The following is a 17,748-nucleotide window of genomic DNA, read 5'->3' as shown; positions in this document are numbered from 1 at the left end:
CTCGAAACTGTGATCGACCGTGCATCTGCCGCACGGCTCATCGCATGAGAGTAATCGACAACTCGACGCCGTTTTGACACCGATATCGAAACGACGCAGGAATCAGTCGCGCCGACGGCCCACGACGAACGAAATCGCCACGATTGCGAACAGGACGATCGAGATGCCGCCCAGGATTCCGCCCGCCACCGCCGGCACGAGGACTCCCGGCGAGGCCGGCGCAGGCTGCGTGAGGTAGACGATCGCCAGCACGCCGCAGACGATGGCCGTGATCGTGGCGAGGGTCTGGCGGAGGAAGGTCGCCAACGTGCGGCGGTCGCGCCGATCCGCGAGCAGGCGCAGGTTGACCGAGAGGCGCCCGGTCTCGAGGGCCTCCCCGATCCTGTCGACCCGCCTGGGCAGTCGCCGCACGCCGGGCATCATGGCGATCACCTCGCCCGAGATCACCCTGCCCAGGTTGCCGAGCGACACCTGGTCGCGGATCTGCTCCCGAGCGAACTCGCGCGACTCCTCGAGCAGGTCGAAGTCGGGCACGGTGGAGCGCAGGGTGCCCTCCAGGATCGCGAGAGCCCGTGCGGCCGCGACGAACTCGGCCGGGATCGTCAGCCGGTACTTCTGCAGCACCTCGACCAGCCGATCGACCGTGTCGACGTCGACCGCGGCGCCCGGCCCGAGATCGTAGGTGACGAAGACGCTCACGTCGCGGCGGAACGCCCGCTCGTCGAGGCCGTCGGGCACGGCCGCCAGGGTCAGCAGGCCGTCCGAGATGCGCTGGGTGTCGGACTGCAGGTAGGCGACGAGAAGCTCCTGCACCGTGCCCTTCAGCTCGTTGTCGAGTCGGCCGACCGACCCGAAGTCGACCAGCGCGGGCGAGCCGTCGGGCATCAGGATGATGTTCCCCGGGTGAAGATCGGCGTGGTAGAGCCCGTCGATCACCATCTGCCCGAGGAACGAGTGCAGCACGAGCCGCATCGCCTCCGTGAGGCCGTCGGTCGAGTGGCGGTGCCGCTCGATCCAGGTGGCGAGGGTCTCTCCCTCGACGAACTCCATGACGAAGACGCGCCTCGTCGAGAGGTCGCGGTGGGGTTCGGGCAGCGTCAGCGGGTGGCGGTCGGGCTCACGCCGCTGGATCGCGCGCAGAGCCTGGAGGTTGCGGCGCTCGAGGTCGAAGTCGAGCTGCCGCAGCAGGTCGCCGGTGTACTGCTTCGCGACCTCGTCCAGACCGATCGAGCGGGCGTTCGCCGAGACGCGAGTCATCAGGCTCGCGAACCGCAGAGCGATGTCGACGTCTCGCCGCACGACGTCCTCGATGCCCGGGCGCTGCACCTTCACGGCGACCGGCTCGCGGGTGTCCCGCAGGATCGCGCGATGCACCTGCCCCAGAGACGCCGCGGCGATCGGCACCTCGTCGAACGAGGCGAAGACCTCGTCGAGCGGCGAGCCGTACTCGGCCTCCAGCAGCGCCTTCACGTCGCCCCACGGCGCCGGCGTGACGCTCTGCTGCAGGCGCGAGAGGGCGCGGGTGTACTCGTCGGGCAGCATGTCCGACCGGGTCGAGAACAGCTGCCCGAGCTTGACGAACGCGCCGCCGGCCTCCTCGAGGGCCTGGCGCAGGTGGTCCGCCTGCGCCTCGCGGACGAGGCGGGTCGCAGGATCCGAGGTCAGGTCGAGTCGCCCGACCGGCAGAAGGCCGTGACGACGGGCGATGCCGACGACCTGGGCGAACCGGCGCCCCCGCGAGACCATGGCTAGAGGACGTCGCTCCGGCCGGAGAGCTTCAGCGCGTCGACGACGCTCTTCACGCGCTGAGCGTTCGCCGACGTCGTCACGAGGAGGGCGTCGGGGGTGTCGACGACGACGATGTCGCTCACGCCGATGAGCGAGATGAGGCGCTCGCCCTGACTGACCACGATGCCGGACGACGAGTCGGCGAGCACGCGCGCGTTCTCGCCGAGGATCGCCAGGTCGGAGGCGCGGCCCTTCGAGTGGAGCTTCGCGATGGACGCGAAGTCGCCCACGTCGTCCCAGTCGAAGTCGCCGGGGATCACCGCGAGGCGGCCCTGGGCGGCGGCGGGCTCGGCGACGGTGTAGTCGATCGCGATCTTCTCGAGGTTCGGCCACACCCGGTCGACCACGGCGCCGCGGGCGGAGGTGTCCCAGGCGTCCGCGAGCTCCTGCAGCCCGGCCAGGAGCTCGGGGCGCGTCTCGCCGAGCTGCTTCAGCAGCACGTCGGCGCGCGAGATGAACATGCCGCCGTTCCAGAGGTAGTTGCCGTCGGCGAGGTAGGCCTCGGCCGTCTCGAGCTCGGGCTTCTCGACGAAGGAGGTGACCGACTTGGCGTGCGGGGCGTCCGCGATGTCGAGGGAGCCGCCGCAGTGGATGTAGCCGAAGCCGATGGCCGGCTCGGTCGGCGTGATGCCGATCGTGGCGATGTAGCCGGCGTCAGCCGCGCCGATGGCCTCGGCGACGGCGCGCTCGAAGCCGCGCTGGTCGGCGATGACGTGGTCGGCCGCGAACGAGCCGATGATGACGTCGGGCTCGCGCTTCGCCAGGATCGCCGCGGCGAGGCCGATGGCGGCGGTGGAGTCCTTGGGCTCGGACTCGAGCACGACGTTGTGGTCGGCGAGCTGCGGGAGCTGCTCCTCGACGGCGGCGCGGTGCGACCGGCCGGTGACCACCATGATCCGCTGCTCGCCGTTGATCGGGGCGAGGCGGTCCCAGGTGCCGCGGAGGAGGGTCGAGCCCGATCCGGTGAGGTCATGCAGGAACTTGGGGGCGTCCGCCCGGCTCAGCGGCCACAGGCGCGAGCCGATTCCGCCGGCCGGGATGATGCTGTAGAACCGGTCGAGGCTCTCTCGGGAAGTGGTCATGCGGACACCCTATAGGGCGGCCACAGCAGGTTCGCCGAGAGGTCACACGGGGTCCACCGGGGCGTCACACAGCCGACGTACCGTCGCATCGTGGGCTACCCGAGGGATCGCACATGCGCGTAGCAATCGTGACCGAGAGCTTTCTGCCGACCGTGAACGGGGTGACCACCAGCGTCTGCCGGGTGCTCGAGCACCTCCGCGACCGGGGGCACGAGGCGATGGTCATCGCCCCCGAGGGCACCGCGAAGGGTCCGACCGAGTTCGCCGGCTTCCCGATCCACCGGATGCCGTCCGTCGCCTACCGCCAGTTCCCGGTCGGCATCCCGGGCCCGCACCTGTCCGGGCTGATCGCGGGCTTCGCACCGGACGTCCTGCACGCGGCGAGCCCGTTCATCCTGGGCGCCCAGGCTGTGACCGCCGCGCAGCGCTTCGACATCCCGAGCGTGGCCGTCTTCCAGACCGACATGGCCAAGTACGCCGGCCGCAACGGCCTCGGCCGCCCGGCGGCCAGGCTCGCCTGGAGCGTCCTCAAGCGCATCCACCAGAACGCCACGCTGACCCTCGTGCCCTCGGAGGCGTCTCGCCACGACCTCGAGGTGCGGGGCATCGAGCGTCTGGCGCACTGGGGCCGCGGGGTCGACTCGGCGCTCTACCACCCGAACCGGCGGGCGGACCCGGGCACGCGGCTCCTGCGCGCCCATCTCGCCGCCGACGACGAGGTGATCGTCGGCTACGTGGGCCGCCTGGCGCCGGAGAAGGAGGTGCACCGGCTGGCATCCCTCCGCAGGATCCCGGGAATGCGCCTCGTGCTCGTCGGCGACGGCCCCGCGAGGCCCGCCCTCGCCCGCAAGCTCGCGCACCTCGAGCCGACCTTCCTCGGGTCGCTGCGCGGCGAGGAGCTCGCGACGGCCTACGCCGCCCTCGACGTCTTCGTGCACACCGGCACCACCGAGACCTTCGGCCAGACCATCCAGGAGGCGCACGCGGCGGGGCTCCCCGTCGTCGCGCCGAACGTCGGCGGCCCGGTCGACCTGGTCCGCCACGGCGAGGACGGCTTCCTCGTCGACCCGCGCCACGACCACGCCTACCGCCGCGCGGTCCTCTCCCTCGTGTCGAACGCGGAGCAGCGGGCGCGCTTCGGCGAGGCAGGCCGTCGCGCGATCCTGGGCCGCACGTGGGAGCACCTCGGCGACGAGCTGATCGGCCACTACCAGTCGGTCGTCGGCACCGCGGCCACCCGCAGGTCGCAGGAGCCGGCGAATCTCTCGTCGTCGAGACAAACCGGCCCGAGTTAGGGTCCCCTCTGCGGCGCGAACCTGAGTGGTTGCCTAGGATGGTGACGTTCTGAGAACGCACCCGAACCGCATGGAGGGTTGCTCATGGCCGAGCAGACGACAGGGGTCCTACCGGGCTCTGCAGCAGCACCGAACATCCCCGAGCCGCGACCCAGCGGCATGATCCAGGGCACCCTGTATCGCGGCACCGAGGGCATGTGGTCGTGGGTCCTGCACCGCATCACCGGCGTCTCGATCTACTTCTTCCTGCTGGTGCACATCCTCGACTCCGCGCTCCTCCGGGTCAGCCCCCGCGCCTACAACGCGGTGATCGACACCTACAAGCAGCCGATCATGGGCATCGGCGAGGCCGTGCTCGTCGCGGCGATCGCCTTCCACGCCTTCAACGGCCTCCGGATCATCGCCATCGACTTCTGGTCGGGCGGCGCGAAGCACCAGCGGCTGCTGTTCTGGATCGTCATCGGCCTCTGGGTCGTCCTGCTCGCCGGCTTCCTCCCGCGCCAGATCGGCGTCATCATCTCGGAGTTCTGATCATGACCACAGAGACCTTCTCGGGTATCGAGGCTCCTCGCTCCCAGCGCGCGCCGAAGCGCGGCACCAACTGGGAGAAGTGGGGCTGGCTCTACATGCGCGGCAGCGGCGTGCTGCTGATCGTGCTCATCTTCGGCCACCTGTTCACCAACCTCATCGCCGACCAGGGCGGAGTCAAGGCCATCGACTTCGCCTTCGTCGCCGGCAAGTGGGCGAGCCCGTTCTGGCGCATCTGGGACACCCTGATGCTCTGGCTCGCCCTGATCCACGGGTCGAACGGCATGCGCACCATCGTGAACGACTACGTGTCGAACCACACGCTGCGCCGCATCATGCTGATCGCCCTCCTCGTCTCGAGCGCTGTGCTGATCCTGCTCGGCACGCTCGTGGTCTGGACGTTCAACCCGTGCCCGTCCGGCGCGCTGCAGTCGCAGCTGCCGTCGTTCTGCCCCGCGCCCTAACGCCCTCGTCTCGCAACGCATCGGAAAGCACTCGTGTCTGACATCCCCGACTCCTCCCTCGCCCCGGTGAAGACCATCGACGGCGTCCACTACCACCAGCACGACATCGTCATCGTCGGCGCCGGCGGCGCCGGAATGCGCGCCGCCATCGAAGCCGGCCCGAACGCGTCGACCGCGGTGATCTCGAAGCTCTACCCCACGCGCTCGCACACCGGCGCGGCCCAGGGCGGGATGGCCGCCGCCCTCGCCAACGTCGAAGACGACAACTGGGAGTGGCACACCTTCGACACCGTCAAGGGCGGCGACTACCTCGTCGACCAGGACGCCGCGGAGATCCTCGCGAAAGAGGCCATCGACGCCGTCATCGACCTCGAGAACATGGGCCTGCCGTTCAACCGCACGCCCGAGGGCAAGATCGACCAGCGCCGCTTCGGCGGCCACACCGCCGAGCACGGCAAGAACCCCGTGCGTCGCGCCTGCTACGCGGCCGACCGCACCGGCCACATGATCCTGCAGACGCTGTACCAGAACTGCGTGAAGTTCGGCATCAACTTCTTCAACGAGTTCTACGTGCTCGACCTCATCATGGGCGAGGTCGACGGCCAGAAGCGCCCCGCGGGCGTCGTCGCCTACGAGCTCGCGACCGGCGAGCTGCACGTGTTCCAGGGCAAGGCCGTGATCTTCGCGACCGGCGGCTTCGGCAAGATCTACAAGACGACCTCGAACGCCCACACCCTCACCGGCGACGGCGTCGGCATCGTGTGGCGCAAGGGCCTCCCGCTCGAAGACATGGAGTTCTTCCAGTTCCACCCGACCGGCCTCGCGGGCCTGGGCATCCTCCTCTCCGAGGCCGCCCGCGGCGAGGGCGCGATCCTCCGCAACAGCGAGGGCGAGCGCTTCATGGAGCGCTACGCGCCGACCATCAAAGACCTGGCGCCCCGCGACATCGTCGCGCGATGCATCCGCACCGAGATCCGCGAGGGTCGCGGCGCGGGCCCGAACAAGGACTACGTCTACCTCGACATCACGCACCTGTCGCCCGAGGTCATCGACGCCAAGCTGCCCGACATCACGGAGTTCGCCAGGACGTACCTGGGTGTGGAGCCCTACACGGAGCCGGTGCCGATCCTGCCGACCGCGCACTACGCGATGGGCGGCATCCCCACCAACGTCAAGGCCGAGGTGCTCCAGGACAACGACACGCCCGTGCCGGGTCTCTACGCCGCCGGCGAGTGCGCCTGCGTGAGCGTGCACGGCTCGAACCGTCTGGGCACGAACTCGCTGCTCGACATCAACGTCTTCGGCAAGCGCGCCGGCAACAACGCCGTCGAGTACGTCAAGACGGCCGACTTCGTGCCGATCCCCGACGACCCGGCCGCGTTCGTCCGCGGTCTCGTCGAGCAGGTGCGCGGCGCCACCGGCACCGAGCGCATCGCCGTGCTCCGCAAGGAGCTCCAGGACTCCATGGACGAGAACGCCCAGGTGTTCCGCACCGAGGAGACCCTGAACGCCGTCACCGAGAAGATCCAGGAGCTGCGCGAGCGCTACCTCAACATCTCGGTGCAGGACAAGGGGAAGCGCTTCAACACCGACCTCCTCGAGGCGATCGAGCTGGGCTTCCTGCTCGACCTCGCCGAGGTCGTCGTCTACTCGGCGCGCTCGCGCACCGAGAGCCGCGGCGGCCACTTCCGCGAGGACTTCCCCAAGCGCGACGACGAGAACTGGCTCGTGCACACGATGGCGTACCTCACGGGAGACGCGCACTCCGCCGACGCAGGAGACCACATCAAGCTCTCGACGAAGCCGGTCGTCATCACGAACTACCAGCCGATGGAACGGAAGTACTGAGATGAGCAACGCCGTCATGGACAAAGCGCCTGCCGCAGACGCTCCCATCCAGAAGTTCACCGCGACGCTCTCGATCCGCCGCTTCGATCCCGATGTCGACTCCGAGCCCCACTGGGAGGAGTTCTCCGTCGAGCTCCTGCCGACCGACCGTGTGCTCGACGCGCTGCACCAGATCAAGTGGGAGCAGGACGGCTCGCTCACGTTCCGCCGCTCCTGCGCCCACGGCGTCTGCGGGTCCGACGCGATGCGCATCAACGGCCGCAACCGGCTCGCCTGCAAGACGCTGATGAAAGACCTCGACATCTCGAAGCCGATCACCGTCGAGGCGATCAAGGGCCTGCCCCTCGAGAAAGACCTGGTCGTCGACATGGACCCGTTCTTCGCGTCCTACCGCGAGATCCAGCCGTTCCTGCAGGCCTCGTCGAAGCCCGAGAAGGAGCGCCTGCAGTCCGTCGCCGAGCGTGCGCGCTTCGACGACACCACCAAGTGCATCCTCTGCGCCGCGTGCACGTCGTCGTGCCCCGTGTTCTGGACCGACGGCCAGTACTTCGGCCCGGCCGCGATCGTGAACGCGCACCGCTTCATCTTCGACTCGCGCGACGAGGAGGCGAAGGTGCGTCTCGACATCCTCAACGACAAGGAGGGCGTGTGGCGCTGCCGGACGACCTTCAACTGCACCGACGCCTGCCCTCGTGGCATTCAGGTGACGCAAGCAATCGCGGAGGTCAAAGCCGCTGTGCTGAGAGGTCGACCGTAGGCCGCCCTCTCATCACAGCAGCCTTGACTGGAGGCGGAGCCGACCCAGCCAGCACAGTGGCAGCCCCCGAGTAACACGCAGGCGCGGATCGCACCTTCGCGCCGAGCAACCAGGCTGTGGGATCGCCGCGTCGTAGACGTGACCTTTCAGTCCTCCACCACGCAGACAGCCCCCAGCGCCAACGCCAACCGCAGCGCGATCGACACGCCGGCCTCGCCGTCGTCGTCGAGCGGCGCGAACGCGTCGCACCAGTACGTGGGCAGTGAAACCTCGGGCGCGGCGGGAAGCAGCCGCTCGACCTCTCCGGGGGTCGACAGGAGCCGGGGCGCGTACACCGTGAGCAGGTCTCGCCCCGAACGATCGACGACCTGCACTCCTGCTCCCCCTTCGATCTGCCGCACCGAGTCGGCGCTTCCGATTCCCTCGGCCGCGTCGGCGACCGCGTAGAGGTCGTGCGGGGCGCTGGACAGGATCGTGATCTCGCGGGGCACCGGGTCACCCCTCCGGTTCGGTGGTCGGGAAGTCGTGCGGATGCGGCGCCCCGTGCCAGTCGACGTCGCCGTGAAGGTCGTCGTCCCACACGGCGAGGAGGGGCTCCTCGACGAGCGTCGTGAGCCGCTCCCCTCCGACTGAGTCGAGGGCGTCGTGGAGGGCGTCCCAGCCCGACTCCTCGGCGCTCCCCAGCGGCAGCAGGAACGCCGGCAGGTCGTGCCGCCCGACGACGTCGATGCTCTGCTCGGGCGCGAACGTCTGCGCGTGGAGGTCGAGTCGCCGCACCGACGGGGCGCCGATGAGCAGCGCCACCGGGTTCGGCGGCGGGTAGGTGACGGGACGGAAGCTCCTGTCGGCTTCGCCCTCGCGCGCCAGGACGAGGGCGAACGTGGGAAGGGAGGTCCGTGTCAGCTCGGCGAGCACCGCCCGGAGCCGGTCGATGGCCGCGTCGAGCCCCGCAGGGCCGCCCGGCACGTCGGCGGTGAGCGCCACGGTCTCCTCGATGCCTCGAGCGGTCACGCGCGCCGTCACCGCGGCCGAGACGTGCTCGCCCTCGACCATGATGCGCGTCGGCTCCGGCGCGCGATGGCGGGCGTCCTGTGTGAGCACCCAGCGGTCCCACGGCCGCTCCAGAGGCTCCGACGACCCCCAGGCCACCGGACGGTAGCCGCCGATCGCCTCGGTGAGGGCCTCGAGCGCACCGCCGAGGAGGGTGTCGTTGTCGCCCCGATGCAGGATCGTCACGTCCACGCTCAACTGCGTCGACGACCCCGTCTCGCCGCCCGAGCGGCGGGGGCCGCTGGAGCCGTCGGCGCCGTCCGGGTCGTCCTCGTCGGAGTCGACCGGCACGACGTGCGCCGCGGCCACGGCCTCGTCGAGGCTCGTGTGCTCGAGCCCCGAGAGCCCGTCGCGGAAGCCGCCCGCCGTCGTGACCATCCAGCGGGCCTTGGCCGCGACCAGGGCCGAGCGCAGGCCGATCGTCAGCCGCGACGTCTCGGGCGTCAGGAGCACGAGGGTGCGGCCAGCCGCGAGCGGACGCGCCAGCAGATCCACCAGCGGCGCGCTGAGACGCACCACCTGTGCCCGGCTCTCGACCAGGGCGACGCGCTCGGTGATGGCGTCGATCAGCGGATGGCGAATCGGGGTGCCCACGCCGCCATTGAACTCTCGTCGGGTGGACGAGGGGCCGGATCCTGCGACCCGATCGAGACCCGGCGGCGTCGCCGTGCGCAGTGCCGTGCCCGGATTCCCAGCGGATCTGTAGGCTCGCATCAAGCCTCGGGCCCGACAGCCGGGGCGTCCGCACCTCCCTTGACACCGAGAGGCCCGCCATGGACGCCGAGATCGCCGACCTGCCCGAGCACGCCCGCACGCACGCCGACACCCAGCGGCGTGTCGCCGAGACGCTCGTCGGCTCCCTCGACGGCACGGACTGGGCCGAGGCCGGTCTGTTCTGGGCCGAGATCGACGGGCGGGTGCTCGCCCGGGTCGAGACCATCGACCGCGCGGGGCAGACCCGTGATCACGCGCTGCCGGAGGCGCTCTCGGCCGAGGCCCACGACCTGCGAGAGCGCATGGCGGTCGCCGACAAGGGCACCTGGTTCTCGGTGGCGCTCACCGTCGCGGCGACGGGCGACCTCACCTGGCGTTTCAACTACGACCGACGCGTCTACGACAACCCGGCGAGCCCCTTCGCCGCGGGCCCCGACGGCGCCGTGCCCGACGACGAGGCGTACGGGCGCGACGTGGCCGCTCATCCGCGCGACGAGCGCCACACGCCCCTGTGGCTGCGCCAGGGCGCCGCGTCGGCTGCGGTCCCCTACGACCTCCTCAACGACGCCTGGGGCTGGCCCGGCGTGTTCGCGAGCGTGCAGCAGCAGTCGGCGCTCGCGCGGGAGGCGTTCGCTGCCGCCCGAGTCTCAGCGGAGGGCGGGCGGCACGGTCCCGCGACTCTGTCGCGGCGGGAGGCCGAGTCGCTCGCCCAGCACGTCCTCACCGCGGTCGTCGCCGACGTGCTCGAGCCGCACCGGCTGGCGACGCTGCTCGGGCTGCACGCCGAAGCGGTCTCACGTCGCCTGCTGCCGCCCGTCCCCGGGCTCGCCGAGCTCGACCCCGACGTGACGCTCGCGGCCGCCCGCGAGGCGTCGTCGCCGGCGCTGCTCGCGGTCGAGGCGGGCGTCTACGGGATCATCGGCGACGTCGTCCGGGCACAGCTCGGCGCCTGACGCCCCCGCGCGCACCAAATTCCGGACACAACTCCAACGAGGACGTTGGTGTTGTGTCCGGAATTTGGTGTCTGGAGACGCGGGTCGGGGCGGCCCAAGATACGGGGCTCAGGCGCGGGCGAGCGCGATCCGCTCGGAGAACGGCGCCACGAGCGGGTGCGTCGCCTCGAGGCCGGTGATCTGCGTCGCGATCTCGGTGTCGCCCTTCGACGAGTCGGCGAGCAGCGCCTGCAGCTCGACCGACTGCTCGTCGTCGGGCACGTCGAACTTCAGCGCCGCGCCCATCGCGTTCAAGATCGCGGACGGCACCATGCCACCCTCGGCGATCGCCGCCCCTGGCGACACGAAGCGCTCGTCGCGCGACAGCTTGCGCAGCGGCTGGCGGCCGACGCGCGTGACCGTGTCGGGCAGGTGAGGGTTCTCGAACCGCTGCAGGATCCGCGCAACGTAGTCCGCGTGAGCCGCCGCGTCCAGCTCGTGCTTCGCGATGAGGTACGCGCTCGTCTCGGCGAGCACCGCCTCGACGGCGGCGCGCACGTCGGGCAGGGCGATCGCGTCGGAGATCTTGTCCGCTCCGGCGACGAAGCCGTGGTAAGCCGTCGTCGCGTGGCCGGTGTTGACGGTGAAGAGCTTGCGCTCGATCGACGCCTCGAGGCCGTCGACCCAGTGCACGCCGGGGATCTCCGGCTCGGCACCGCCGAACGGGGTGCGGTCGATGGCCCACTCGAAGTACGTCTCGACGGTGACGTCGAGGCCCTGCCCCGGCTCCTGCGCCGGCACGATACGGTCGACGGCGGTGTTCGCGAAGACCGCCTTGGCGAGCGCGGGGTCGGATTCGCCGCCGGGGAGGGCCGCGACGACGAACTCCTCGAGCCGGTCGGTGGCGTTGATCGCGTTCTCGCACGCCATCACGGCGACCTTCGGCAGCGAGGCGTCGCGGGCGGCGAGGCCCTCGGCGATCGTGGGAGCGATGAATCGCAGCACGTTCGGCCCGACGGCGCAGGTCACGACGTCGGCAGACGCCACGGCGGCCACCACGGCGGCAGGATCAGCGGCCGAGTTCAGGGCCTGGAAGTTCGTGACCGCGTGATCCTGCGCCCCCGCCCCGACCTCGTGCACAGTGTACGAGTCGGCCGCCGCCAGGGCGTCGATGAGCTCGGCGTTCACGTCGCTGAACACGACCTCGTAGCCGGCCTCGTGGAGCAGGAGCCCGACGAAGCCGCGGCCGATGTTGCCGGCGCCGAAGTGGACGGCGGTCTTGGTGGCGCCAGTGGTCACTCGTTGACCTCTTCGAGCTGCGCGTAGATCTCGTCGGCGCCGGCCGCCTGGCGGAGCGAGGCGACCTGGTCGTCGTCGGAGAAGATGATGGCGATCTTCGACAGGATCTCGAGGTGCTCGTTGCCGATGCCGGCGATGCCGACGACGAAGTGCACCGGGTTGCCGTCCCAGTCGATGGGCTCGGCGTAGCGGACGAACGAGAGGGCCGAGGCCAGGATCGCGCCCTTCGCCTCGTTCGTGCCGTGCGGGATCGCGAGGAAGTTGCCCATGTACGTCGACACGGTCTTCTCGCGCTCGAGCATGGCGGGAAGGTAGTCCGCCGTGACGGCCCCCGCCTCCAGAAGGATCTCGAAGGCCTCTCGCATGGCCTCCAGCTTGGTGGTGGCCGTGCCGTCGGCTTTGATCTGGCTCTTCTGGAGGACGGGGTTCGTCATCGACGTGACTTCTTTCTCGTAGTCGTTACTGCTGGTGGCTGAGCTGTTCGACGACCTCGTCGTACTGCGGAGCGTTCATGAAGTTGTCGACCGAGACGTGCTGGGCCGTGGGGTTCATGGACTTCGCACGGTCGGTCAGCTGCTGCTGGGTGATGATCAGGTCCTCGTCACCGGAGAGGTTGGCGATGGCCTTGTTGACCACCGTAACCCCCTCGATGCCCGCCTTCTTGATCTTGTTGCGCAGCACGCTCGCGCCCATGGCGCTCGAGCCCATTCCGGCGTCGCAGGCGAACACGATGTTCTCGACGCGGGTCGCCGTCGTGGTGCCGGCGCCCGAGCCGGGGACCTCGGCCGGGATCGTGGCCTCGGCCTCTTCGGCGGTCGCAGGAGCCGAGGCGCCCGCGAACAGACCGGCGGTCGCGGCGTTGGCGTCGCGGCCCTTCGAGGCCTGCATCTTCGCGAACGCGGCGCTCATGTCGCCGGCGTCGGCGTTGGCCAGGTCGCGCTTGCGGGTCGTGATGAGGAAGAACGACGCCACGACGCCCGAGACGGCGGCCGAGAGGATGACCGAGAGGATCACGCCGACGTAGCTGTCACGCGAGGTGTTCGCGAGGACGGCGATGATCGAACCCGGCGAGGCGGGGCCGGTGAGGCCCGACTTGAACGCGACGTTCGTGGCGACACCGGTCGCACCGCCGAGGATCACCGCGATGAAGAGGATCGGCTTCTGCAGCACGAACGGGAAGTAGATCTCGTGGATGCCGCCGAAGAACTGGATGATGATCGCGCCGGGAGCGGTCGAGCGGGCGACGCCGACACCGAAGAAGGTGAAGGCGAGCAGGATGCCGAGACCGGGGCCGGGGTTCGCCTCGAGGAGGAAGAGGATCGACTTGCCCGACTCCTTCACCTGCTGCGCGCCGAGCTGGTCGAGCACGCCGTGGTTGATGGCGTTGTTGAGGAAGAAGATCTTCGCCGGCTCGATGAAGAGGCTGGCCAGGGGCAGGAGGCTGTGGTTGACCAGGAACTCGACCGCGTTGCCGAGGCCGGTCACGATCACGCTGAACAGCTTCGACAGCCAGAAGAATCCGGCCATGAAGAGGCCGAAGCCGAGGATGCCCGCGGAGTAGTTGTTGACGAGCATCTCGAAGCCGGGCTTGATCTTGCCGTCCCAGAGGCGGTCCATCTGCTTGACGAGGTACGCGCCGAGCGGGCCGCAGATCATCGCGCCGAGGATCATCGTCGAGTCGGACCCGAGGATGACGCCCATGGTGAAGATCGAGCCGACGACCGCACCGCGGATGTCGTAGATCATCCGGCCGCCCTGGATGGCGATCGCGAGCGGGATCAGGTAGGTCAGGATCGGCCCGACGACACCCGGGTTCGCGACGCCGTCGGTCGTGCCGAAGCCGCCGAGGACGCCGACCGGGGTCCAGCCGGTCTGGATGAAGAAGGCCGTGATGAAGCCCCAGGCGATGAAGATCGCGATGTTGGGCATCACCATTCCGGCGAGGAAGGCGCCGAACTTCTGGACCCGGACGCGGCCCGTGGTTCCAGTCTTCGGCGCTACGCCTGCAGACGTCGTTGTCATGATCGGTTCTTTCTTTCTGTCGGGAGGAGGGTTGAAGGGGTTGGTGTGGTGGGGAGTGTGAGCATGGGTCAGGAGGCGGCCGAAGCTCGGGCGACGGCCTCGCGCGCGGCAGCGGCGGACGGAGCCGCGACGGCGGCCGCGGCGAGAGCCTTGGCCTGGTCGAGCGTGTGGTTCTTCAGCTCGGCGCGGACGTCGGCGAGGGCGGCCGGGGTCATCGAGAGGGTGGTGGCACCCAGGCCGACGAGCACGACGGCGAGCATCGGGTCGCTGGCCGCCTCGCCGCAGATGCCGACGCCCTTGTGCGCGGTGGCCCCGGCGGCGCCGAGCTGTGCGACGAGCCTCAGCACGGCGGGGTGCCACGGATCCTGGTAGCTGGCGACCGTGCCGAGCATGCGGTCGGCGGCCATCGTGTACTGGGTGAGGTCGTTCGTGCCGATCGAGACGAAGTCGGCGGCGGCGATGACCTGTTCGGCCAGGAGCGCGACGGACGGCACCTCGGCCATGACGCCCGCGGTCTTGATGCCGAGCTCTTTGGCGAGCGAGACGAAGTACTCGGTCTCCTCGACGTCGGCGACCATCGGCGCCATGACCCAGAGGTCGGCCTCGGTCTCGGCGTCGGCCTCGGCGAGAGCGGTCAGCTGGTCGCGCAGGATCTCGGGGTGGTGACGCAGGGCGCGCAGCCCGCGTCGGCCGAGGGCCGGGTTCTCCTCCCCCGAGTCGGTGAGGAACGGCAGAGGCTTGTCGGCGCCCGCGTCGAGCGCGCGGACGACGACCTTCTTGCCGGGGAACGCCTCGAGGAGGGCCTTGTAGGACGCCTTCTGCGTGGCGACGTCGGGAGCGTACGGCGAGTCGAGGAAGAGGAACTCGGTGCGGAAGAGGCCGACGCCCTCGGCGCCGAGCTCGACGGCGTTCGCTGCGTCCTTCGGCGAGCCGAGGTTCGCCAGGAGCGGCACGGCGGTGCCGTCGGCGAGCGCGCCGGCGGTGAGCGGGGCGTCGGCGGCGGCGAGGCGCTCGGCGCGCTTCTTCTCGGCCTCAGCGACCTGCTCGTCGGTGGGGTCGGTGACGACGGCGCCGGCGGCGGCGTCGACGATGACGACCTGGCCGTCGGAGAGCTCGTCGGCGCTCGAGACGCCGACGATGGCCGTGATGCCCTTGGCGCGGGCGAGGATCGCCGTGTGCGAGGTCGGGCCGCCGTCGCGGGTCACGAGGGCGAGCACCTTGTCGAGGTCGAGGAGGGCCGTGTCGGCCGGGGCCAGATCGCGGGCGACCAGGATGAAGGGGGTGTCGGACTCGGGGACGCCCGGCGCGTGCACGCCCCGCAGCTGAGCGATGATGCGCTGGGCCACGTCGCCGAGGTCGGCGGCGCGCTCGCCCATGTAGCCGCCCATGCCGGCCAGGACGTCCTGGAAGGACTTGAACGCGGTGAAGACGGCGCGCTCGGGGTTCGTGCCCTCGTCGATCTGACGGTGGACGTCGTCCAGGATCGAGGGGTCCTGCGCCATGAGGGCCTGGGCCTCGAGAACCGCCTGCGCGTCTCCGCCCGCAGCCTGCCCGCGCTTGCCGAGATCGGCGGCCACGGCGGCGAGGGCCTCGCCGACGGAGGCCTTGGCCGAGGCCGCGTCACCCTGGAGGGGCGACGAGTCGGGCTCGCCGAGGGGTTCGGCCATGCGGAGGACCGGGCCGGTCGCGGTTCCGCGTCCGACGCCGACGCCGTGCAGTTCAGGCATCCGAGACTCCTTCATCTCTTGTCGTTCTGGTGAGGCAAGGGGCTGGCACAGGAGTGCGCTGGAGAGACCATACATCGATCTGAATTGACAAACAAACAAATTCAGAGATAAAAATGCAGCAACAGACATTTGTTTGCGCTTGAATGACTCAGAGCCGGGCAAATCCCGGGCAGAAATGCCCATTTCTCACCGATGAGGACCGATGTACGCACCAGAACGCCACCTTCGCATCGTCGAGGAGGCACGGCAGCACGGCCGCGTCGACGTCAAGGACCTCGCAGAACTCCTCGCCGTCACCCCGGAGACGATCCGGCGAGACCTCACCAGCCTGGAGCGCCGCGGCCTCGTGCGGCGCGCGCACGGCGGTGCGATCCCGGTCGAGCGGATGACCTTCCACCCGGGCGTCGGCGACCGCGGCGGCATCAACACGGCCGAGAAGATGGTCATCGCGCAGGCGGCTCTCGACGAGATCCCCGAGAACGGGTCGATCATCATCGACGCGGGCACCTCCACGATCCTGCTGGCCCAGATGCTGCCCGCCGATCGCGGGCTCACGGTCGTGACACACTCGCTGCCCGTGGCGATGGCGGTCGCGAACCGGCCCGGCATCGACCTCCACCTGCTCGGCGGCTCGATCCGCCGCGACTCCCTCGCGGGCGTCGGCACCTGGACCCACCAGCTCGTCGGCATGGTGTCGGTCGACACGGCGTTCATCTCGGCCGGCGGCATCACGCCCGAGCGCGGCCTCACGACGCACAACATCGCCGAGGCCGCCGTGAAGAGCGCGCTGATCAAGGCCGCGAGGCGCAGCATCCTGCTCGCCGACCACACGAAGTTCGGTCGCGAGGAGTTCGGGCGCATCTCGCCCGTGGCCGCGATCGATACGATCATCACCGACCCGAAAGTGAACCTCGACCTCGTGCGCGAGGTCGAGGGGGCCGGCACCGAGGTCTTCTGGCCCGGTCGCGACTGACGCGCCCTCCCCGACCGATCACCACCCACCTCACCAAGGAGCAACAGCATGTCCGAAGTCACCCGCACCACCACCGTCGCCTCGTCGTCGGGCCTCCACGCCCGCCCCGCCTCCCTCTTCGTGCAGACCGTCACGGCCTCGGGGCACCAGGTGACGATCGCCAAGGGCGACAAGTCGGCGAACGCGGCGAGCATCCTGGCGCTCCTCGGTCTCGGCGTGAACACGGGCGACGAGGTCACGCTGACCGTGAACGGCGACGACGCCGACGCCACCGCCGACTCGCTGGTCGAGTTCCTCAACACCGACCACGACGCGTAAGCGCTTCGCTCCGGTCCGGCCTCGCGGCCCGGCTCCCGCGGCACCGCCGTGCCGCGCCGCGGGAGCCGGGCCGCGTGACGGTGGCGCCCGCTAGGGTTTTCCTATGCCACGCCTCCGCCTCGCCACCATCAACACCAACGGCATCCGTGCCGCGTACCGCAAGGGCATGGGCGAGTGGCTCGACGGCCGCGACGTCGACATTCTGGCCATCCAGGAGGTCCGCGCGTCGACCGACGACATCACCGAGCTCCTCGGGCCGGAGTGGAACGTCGTCCACGACGAGGCCAGCGCCAAGGGGCGCGCGGGCGTCGCTCTCGCCAGCCGCCGCAAAGCGGAGATCCATCGCGTCGAGCTCGGCGCGAAGACCTTCGACTCGGCCGGCCGCTGGCTCGAGGCCGACTACGACGTCGACGGCACGATCGTGACCGTGGTGTCCACCTACGTCCACTCGGGCGAGGCCGACACCCCCAAGCAGGACGAGAAGTGGAAGTTCCTCGACGCCATGTCGCGGCGGCTCCCCGCCCTCGAGAGGCACAACGAGCTCGCCGTCGTCGTCGGCGACCTCAATGTCGGGCACACCCCGCTCGACATCAAGAACTGGAAGGGCAACGTCAAGCGCGCCGGCTTCCTGCCGCGCGAGCGCGCCTACTTCGACCGCTTCTTCGGCCCGAGGGGCAAGAAGGTCGAGGGCGCCGACGGGTCCACTGGGCGCGGCCTCGGCTGGGTCGACATCGGCCGTCAGCAGGCGGGCGACGTCGAGGGCCCGTACACCTGGTGGTCGTGGCGCGGCGCCGCGTTCGACAACGACACCGGCTGGCGCATCGACTACCAGATGGCCACCCCGGCCCTCGCTGCCCGCGTGAAGCACTACTCGGTCGACCGGGCCGAGTCGTACGACAAGCGATGGTCCGACCACACGCCCGTGGTCGTCGACTACGACATCTAGTCCTT

General features: G+C 70.0%; 17 protein-coding genes. 9 read left to right on the top strand and 8 right to left on the bottom strand.

The window, feature by feature from the left end; all coding sequences use genetic code 11:
* Positions 1-102: 102 nt before the first annotated feature.
* On the bottom strand, positions 103-1,746 hold the full coding sequence (locus C8E83_RS01410) for an ABC1 kinase family protein (protein ID WP_121368089.1): 1,644 nt from the start codon (positions 1,744-1,746) through the stop codon (positions 103-105).
* Positions 1,747-1,748: 2 nt separating this feature from the next.
* On the bottom strand, positions 1,749-2,870 hold the full coding sequence (locus C8E83_RS01405; protein ID WP_121368088.1) for a mannose-1-phosphate guanylyltransferase: 1,122 nt from the start codon (positions 2,868-2,870) through the stop codon (positions 1,749-1,751).
* A 113-nt stretch (positions 2,871-2,983) separates the two neighbouring features.
* Here C8E83_RS01405 and C8E83_RS01400 point away from each other — a divergent pair, with 113 nt between their 5' ends.
* The 5 genes from C8E83_RS01400 (at position 2,984) to C8E83_RS01380 (ending at position 7,762) form a co-directional block, all read left to right on the top strand.
* Positions 2,984-4,165, top strand: a complete 1,182-nt coding sequence (locus C8E83_RS01400; RefSeq protein ID WP_121368087.1) for a glycosyltransferase family 4 protein — start codon at positions 2,984-2,986, stop codon at positions 4,163-4,165.
* Between the two features lie 159 nt (positions 4,166-4,324).
* Positions 4,325-4,696, top strand: coding sequence for a succinate dehydrogenase, cytochrome b556 subunit (sdhC, locus tag C8E83_RS01395; RefSeq protein ID WP_211331744.1), 372 nt, complete (start codon positions 4,325-4,327; stop codon positions 4,694-4,696).
* A gap of 2 nt (positions 4,697-4,698) precedes the next feature.
* A complete protein-coding gene (locus C8E83_RS01390) occupies positions 4,699-5,157 on the top strand; it encodes a succinate dehydrogenase hydrophobic membrane anchor subunit (protein ID WP_121368085.1) in 459 nt (152 codons plus the stop codon).
* Positions 5,158-5,190: 33 nt separating this feature from the next.
* Complete coding sequence (gene sdhA, locus C8E83_RS01385; RefSeq protein WP_245981334.1) at positions 5,191-7,005, top strand: succinate dehydrogenase flavoprotein subunit; 1,815 nt, start codon at positions 5,191-5,193, stop codon at positions 7,003-7,005.
* 1 nt (position 7,006) lies between these two features.
* Complete coding sequence (locus tag C8E83_RS01380; protein WP_121368084.1) at positions 7,007-7,762, top strand: succinate dehydrogenase iron-sulfur subunit; 756 nt, start codon at positions 7,007-7,009, stop codon at positions 7,760-7,762.
* A gap of 146 nt (positions 7,763-7,908) precedes the next feature.
* On the opposite strand, the gene C8E83_RS01375 is transcribed toward C8E83_RS01380, so the two are convergent.
* Both C8E83_RS01375 and C8E83_RS01370 read right to left on the bottom strand, forming a co-directional pair.
* Positions 7,909-8,253, bottom strand: coding sequence for a hypothetical protein (locus C8E83_RS01375; protein WP_121368083.1), 345 nt, complete (start codon positions 8,251-8,253; stop codon positions 7,909-7,911).
* Positions 8,254-8,257: 4 nt separating this feature from the next.
* Positions 8,258-9,406: a DUF6177 family protein gene (locus C8E83_RS01370; protein WP_121368082.1), complete on the bottom strand. Its 1,149-nt coding sequence runs from the start codon at positions 9,404-9,406 to the stop codon at positions 8,258-8,260.
* A gap of 179 nt (positions 9,407-9,585) precedes the next feature.
* On the opposite strand from C8E83_RS01370, the gene C8E83_RS01365 reads away from it, so the two are divergent.
* Complete coding sequence (locus C8E83_RS01365; RefSeq protein WP_121368081.1) at positions 9,586-10,479, top strand: hypothetical protein; 894 nt, start codon at positions 9,586-9,588, stop codon at positions 10,477-10,479.
* Positions 10,480-10,587: 108 nt separating this feature from the next.
* Here the strand turns inward: C8E83_RS01365 and C8E83_RS01360 are convergent, their stop codons facing one another.
* The 4 genes from C8E83_RS01360 to ptsP form a co-directional block, all read right to left on the bottom strand.
* On the bottom strand, positions 10,588-11,757 hold the full coding sequence (locus C8E83_RS01360) for a mannitol-1-phosphate 5-dehydrogenase (protein ID WP_121368080.1): 1,170 nt from the start codon (positions 11,755-11,757) through the stop codon (positions 10,588-10,590).
* The gene (locus C8E83_RS01355) at positions 11,754-12,191 is read right to left on the bottom strand and encodes a PTS mannitol transporter subunit IIA (protein ID WP_121368079.1); all 438 of its coding nucleotides are present in this window, start codon (positions 12,189-12,191) and stop codon (positions 11,754-11,756) included. Before C8E83_RS01355 ends, C8E83_RS01360 begins: the two co-directional genes overlap by 4 nt.
* A gap of 25 nt (positions 12,192-12,216) precedes the next feature.
* Positions 12,217-13,779 (bottom strand): PTS mannitol transporter subunit IIBC, encoded by a 1,563-nt coding sequence (locus C8E83_RS01350; protein WP_170159812.1) that lies wholly within the window; start codon positions 13,777-13,779, stop codon positions 12,217-12,219.
* A 68-nt stretch (positions 13,780-13,847) separates the two neighbouring features.
* Positions 13,848-15,506 (bottom strand): phosphoenolpyruvate--protein phosphotransferase, encoded by a 1,659-nt coding sequence (ptsP, locus tag C8E83_RS01345; protein WP_121371671.1) that lies wholly within the window; start codon positions 15,504-15,506, stop codon positions 13,848-13,850.
* Between the two features lie 202 nt (positions 15,507-15,708).
* Here ptsP and C8E83_RS01340 point away from each other — a divergent pair, with 202 nt between their 5' ends.
* The 3 genes from C8E83_RS01340 (at position 15,709) to C8E83_RS01330 (ending at position 17,743) form a co-directional block, all read left to right on the top strand.
* Positions 15,709-16,479, top strand: a complete 771-nt coding sequence (locus tag C8E83_RS01340; RefSeq protein WP_121368077.1) for a DeoR/GlpR family DNA-binding transcription regulator — start codon at positions 15,709-15,711, stop codon at positions 16,477-16,479.
* A 48-nt stretch (positions 16,480-16,527) separates the two neighbouring features.
* A complete protein-coding gene (locus tag C8E83_RS01335) occupies positions 16,528-16,797 on the top strand; it encodes an HPr family phosphocarrier protein (RefSeq protein ID WP_121368076.1) in 270 nt (89 codons plus the stop codon).
* Positions 16,798-16,900: 103 nt separating this feature from the next.
* Positions 16,901-17,743, top strand: coding sequence for an exodeoxyribonuclease III (locus C8E83_RS01330; RefSeq protein ID WP_121368075.1), 843 nt, complete (start codon positions 16,901-16,903; stop codon positions 17,741-17,743).
* Positions 17,744-17,748 lie beyond the last annotated feature (5 nt).

Origin of the sequence: Frondihabitans australicus (assembly GCF_003634555.1) — a bacterium.
Classification (GTDB): domain Bacteria; phylum Actinomycetota; class Actinomycetes; order Actinomycetales; family Microbacteriaceae; genus Frondihabitans; species Frondihabitans australicus.
The sequence above is the reverse complement of the archived record's forward strand: the minus strand, read 5'-3'. Positions and strand labels throughout refer to the sequence as shown.

What these genes read in the sequence shown, in the direction of transcription:
- C8E83_RS01410 (WP_121368089.1), bottom strand. Translation starts at nt 1,746, where the DNA reads ATGGTCTCGCGGGGGCGCCGGTTCGCCCAGGTCGTCGGCATCGCCCGT.
- C8E83_RS01405 (WP_121368088.1), bottom strand. Translation starts at nt 2,870, where the DNA reads ATGACCACTTCCCGAGAGAGCCTCGACCGGTTCTACAGCATCATCCCG.
- C8E83_RS01400 (WP_121368087.1), top strand. Translation starts at nt 2,984, where the DNA reads ATGCGCGTAGCAATCGTGACCGAGAGCTTTCTGCCGACCGTGAACGGG.
- sdhC (WP_211331744.1), top strand. Translation starts at nt 4,325, where the DNA reads ATGATCCAGGGCACCCTGTATCGCGGCACCGAGGGCATGTGGTCGTGG.
- C8E83_RS01390 (WP_121368085.1), top strand. Translation starts at nt 4,699, where the DNA reads ATGACCACAGAGACCTTCTCGGGTATCGAGGCTCCTCGCTCCCAGCGC.
- C8E83_RS01380 (WP_121368084.1), top strand. Translation starts at nt 7,007, where the DNA reads ATGAGCAACGCCGTCATGGACAAAGCGCCTGCCGCAGACGCTCCCATC.
- C8E83_RS01365 (WP_121368081.1), top strand. Translation starts at nt 9,586, where the DNA reads ATGGACGCCGAGATCGCCGACCTGCCCGAGCACGCCCGCACGCACGCC.
- C8E83_RS01355 (WP_121368079.1), bottom strand. Translation starts at nt 12,191, where the DNA reads ATGACGAACCCCGTCCTCCAGAAGAGCCAGATCAAAGCCGACGGCACG.
- C8E83_RS01350 (WP_170159812.1), bottom strand. Translation starts at nt 13,779, where the DNA reads ATGACAACGACGTCTGCAGGCGTAGCGCCGAAGACTGGAACCACGGGC.
- ptsP (WP_121371671.1), bottom strand. Translation starts at nt 15,506, where the DNA reads ATGCCTGAACTGCACGGCGTCGGCGTCGGACGCGGAACCGCGACCGGC.
- C8E83_RS01340 (WP_121368077.1), top strand. Translation starts at nt 15,709, where the DNA reads ATGTACGCACCAGAACGCCACCTTCGCATCGTCGAGGAGGCACGGCAG.
- C8E83_RS01335 (WP_121368076.1), top strand. Translation starts at nt 16,528, where the DNA reads ATGTCCGAAGTCACCCGCACCACCACCGTCGCCTCGTCGTCGGGCCTC.
- C8E83_RS01330 (WP_121368075.1), top strand. Translation starts at nt 16,901, where the DNA reads ATGCCACGCCTCCGCCTCGCCACCATCAACACCAACGGCATCCGTGCC.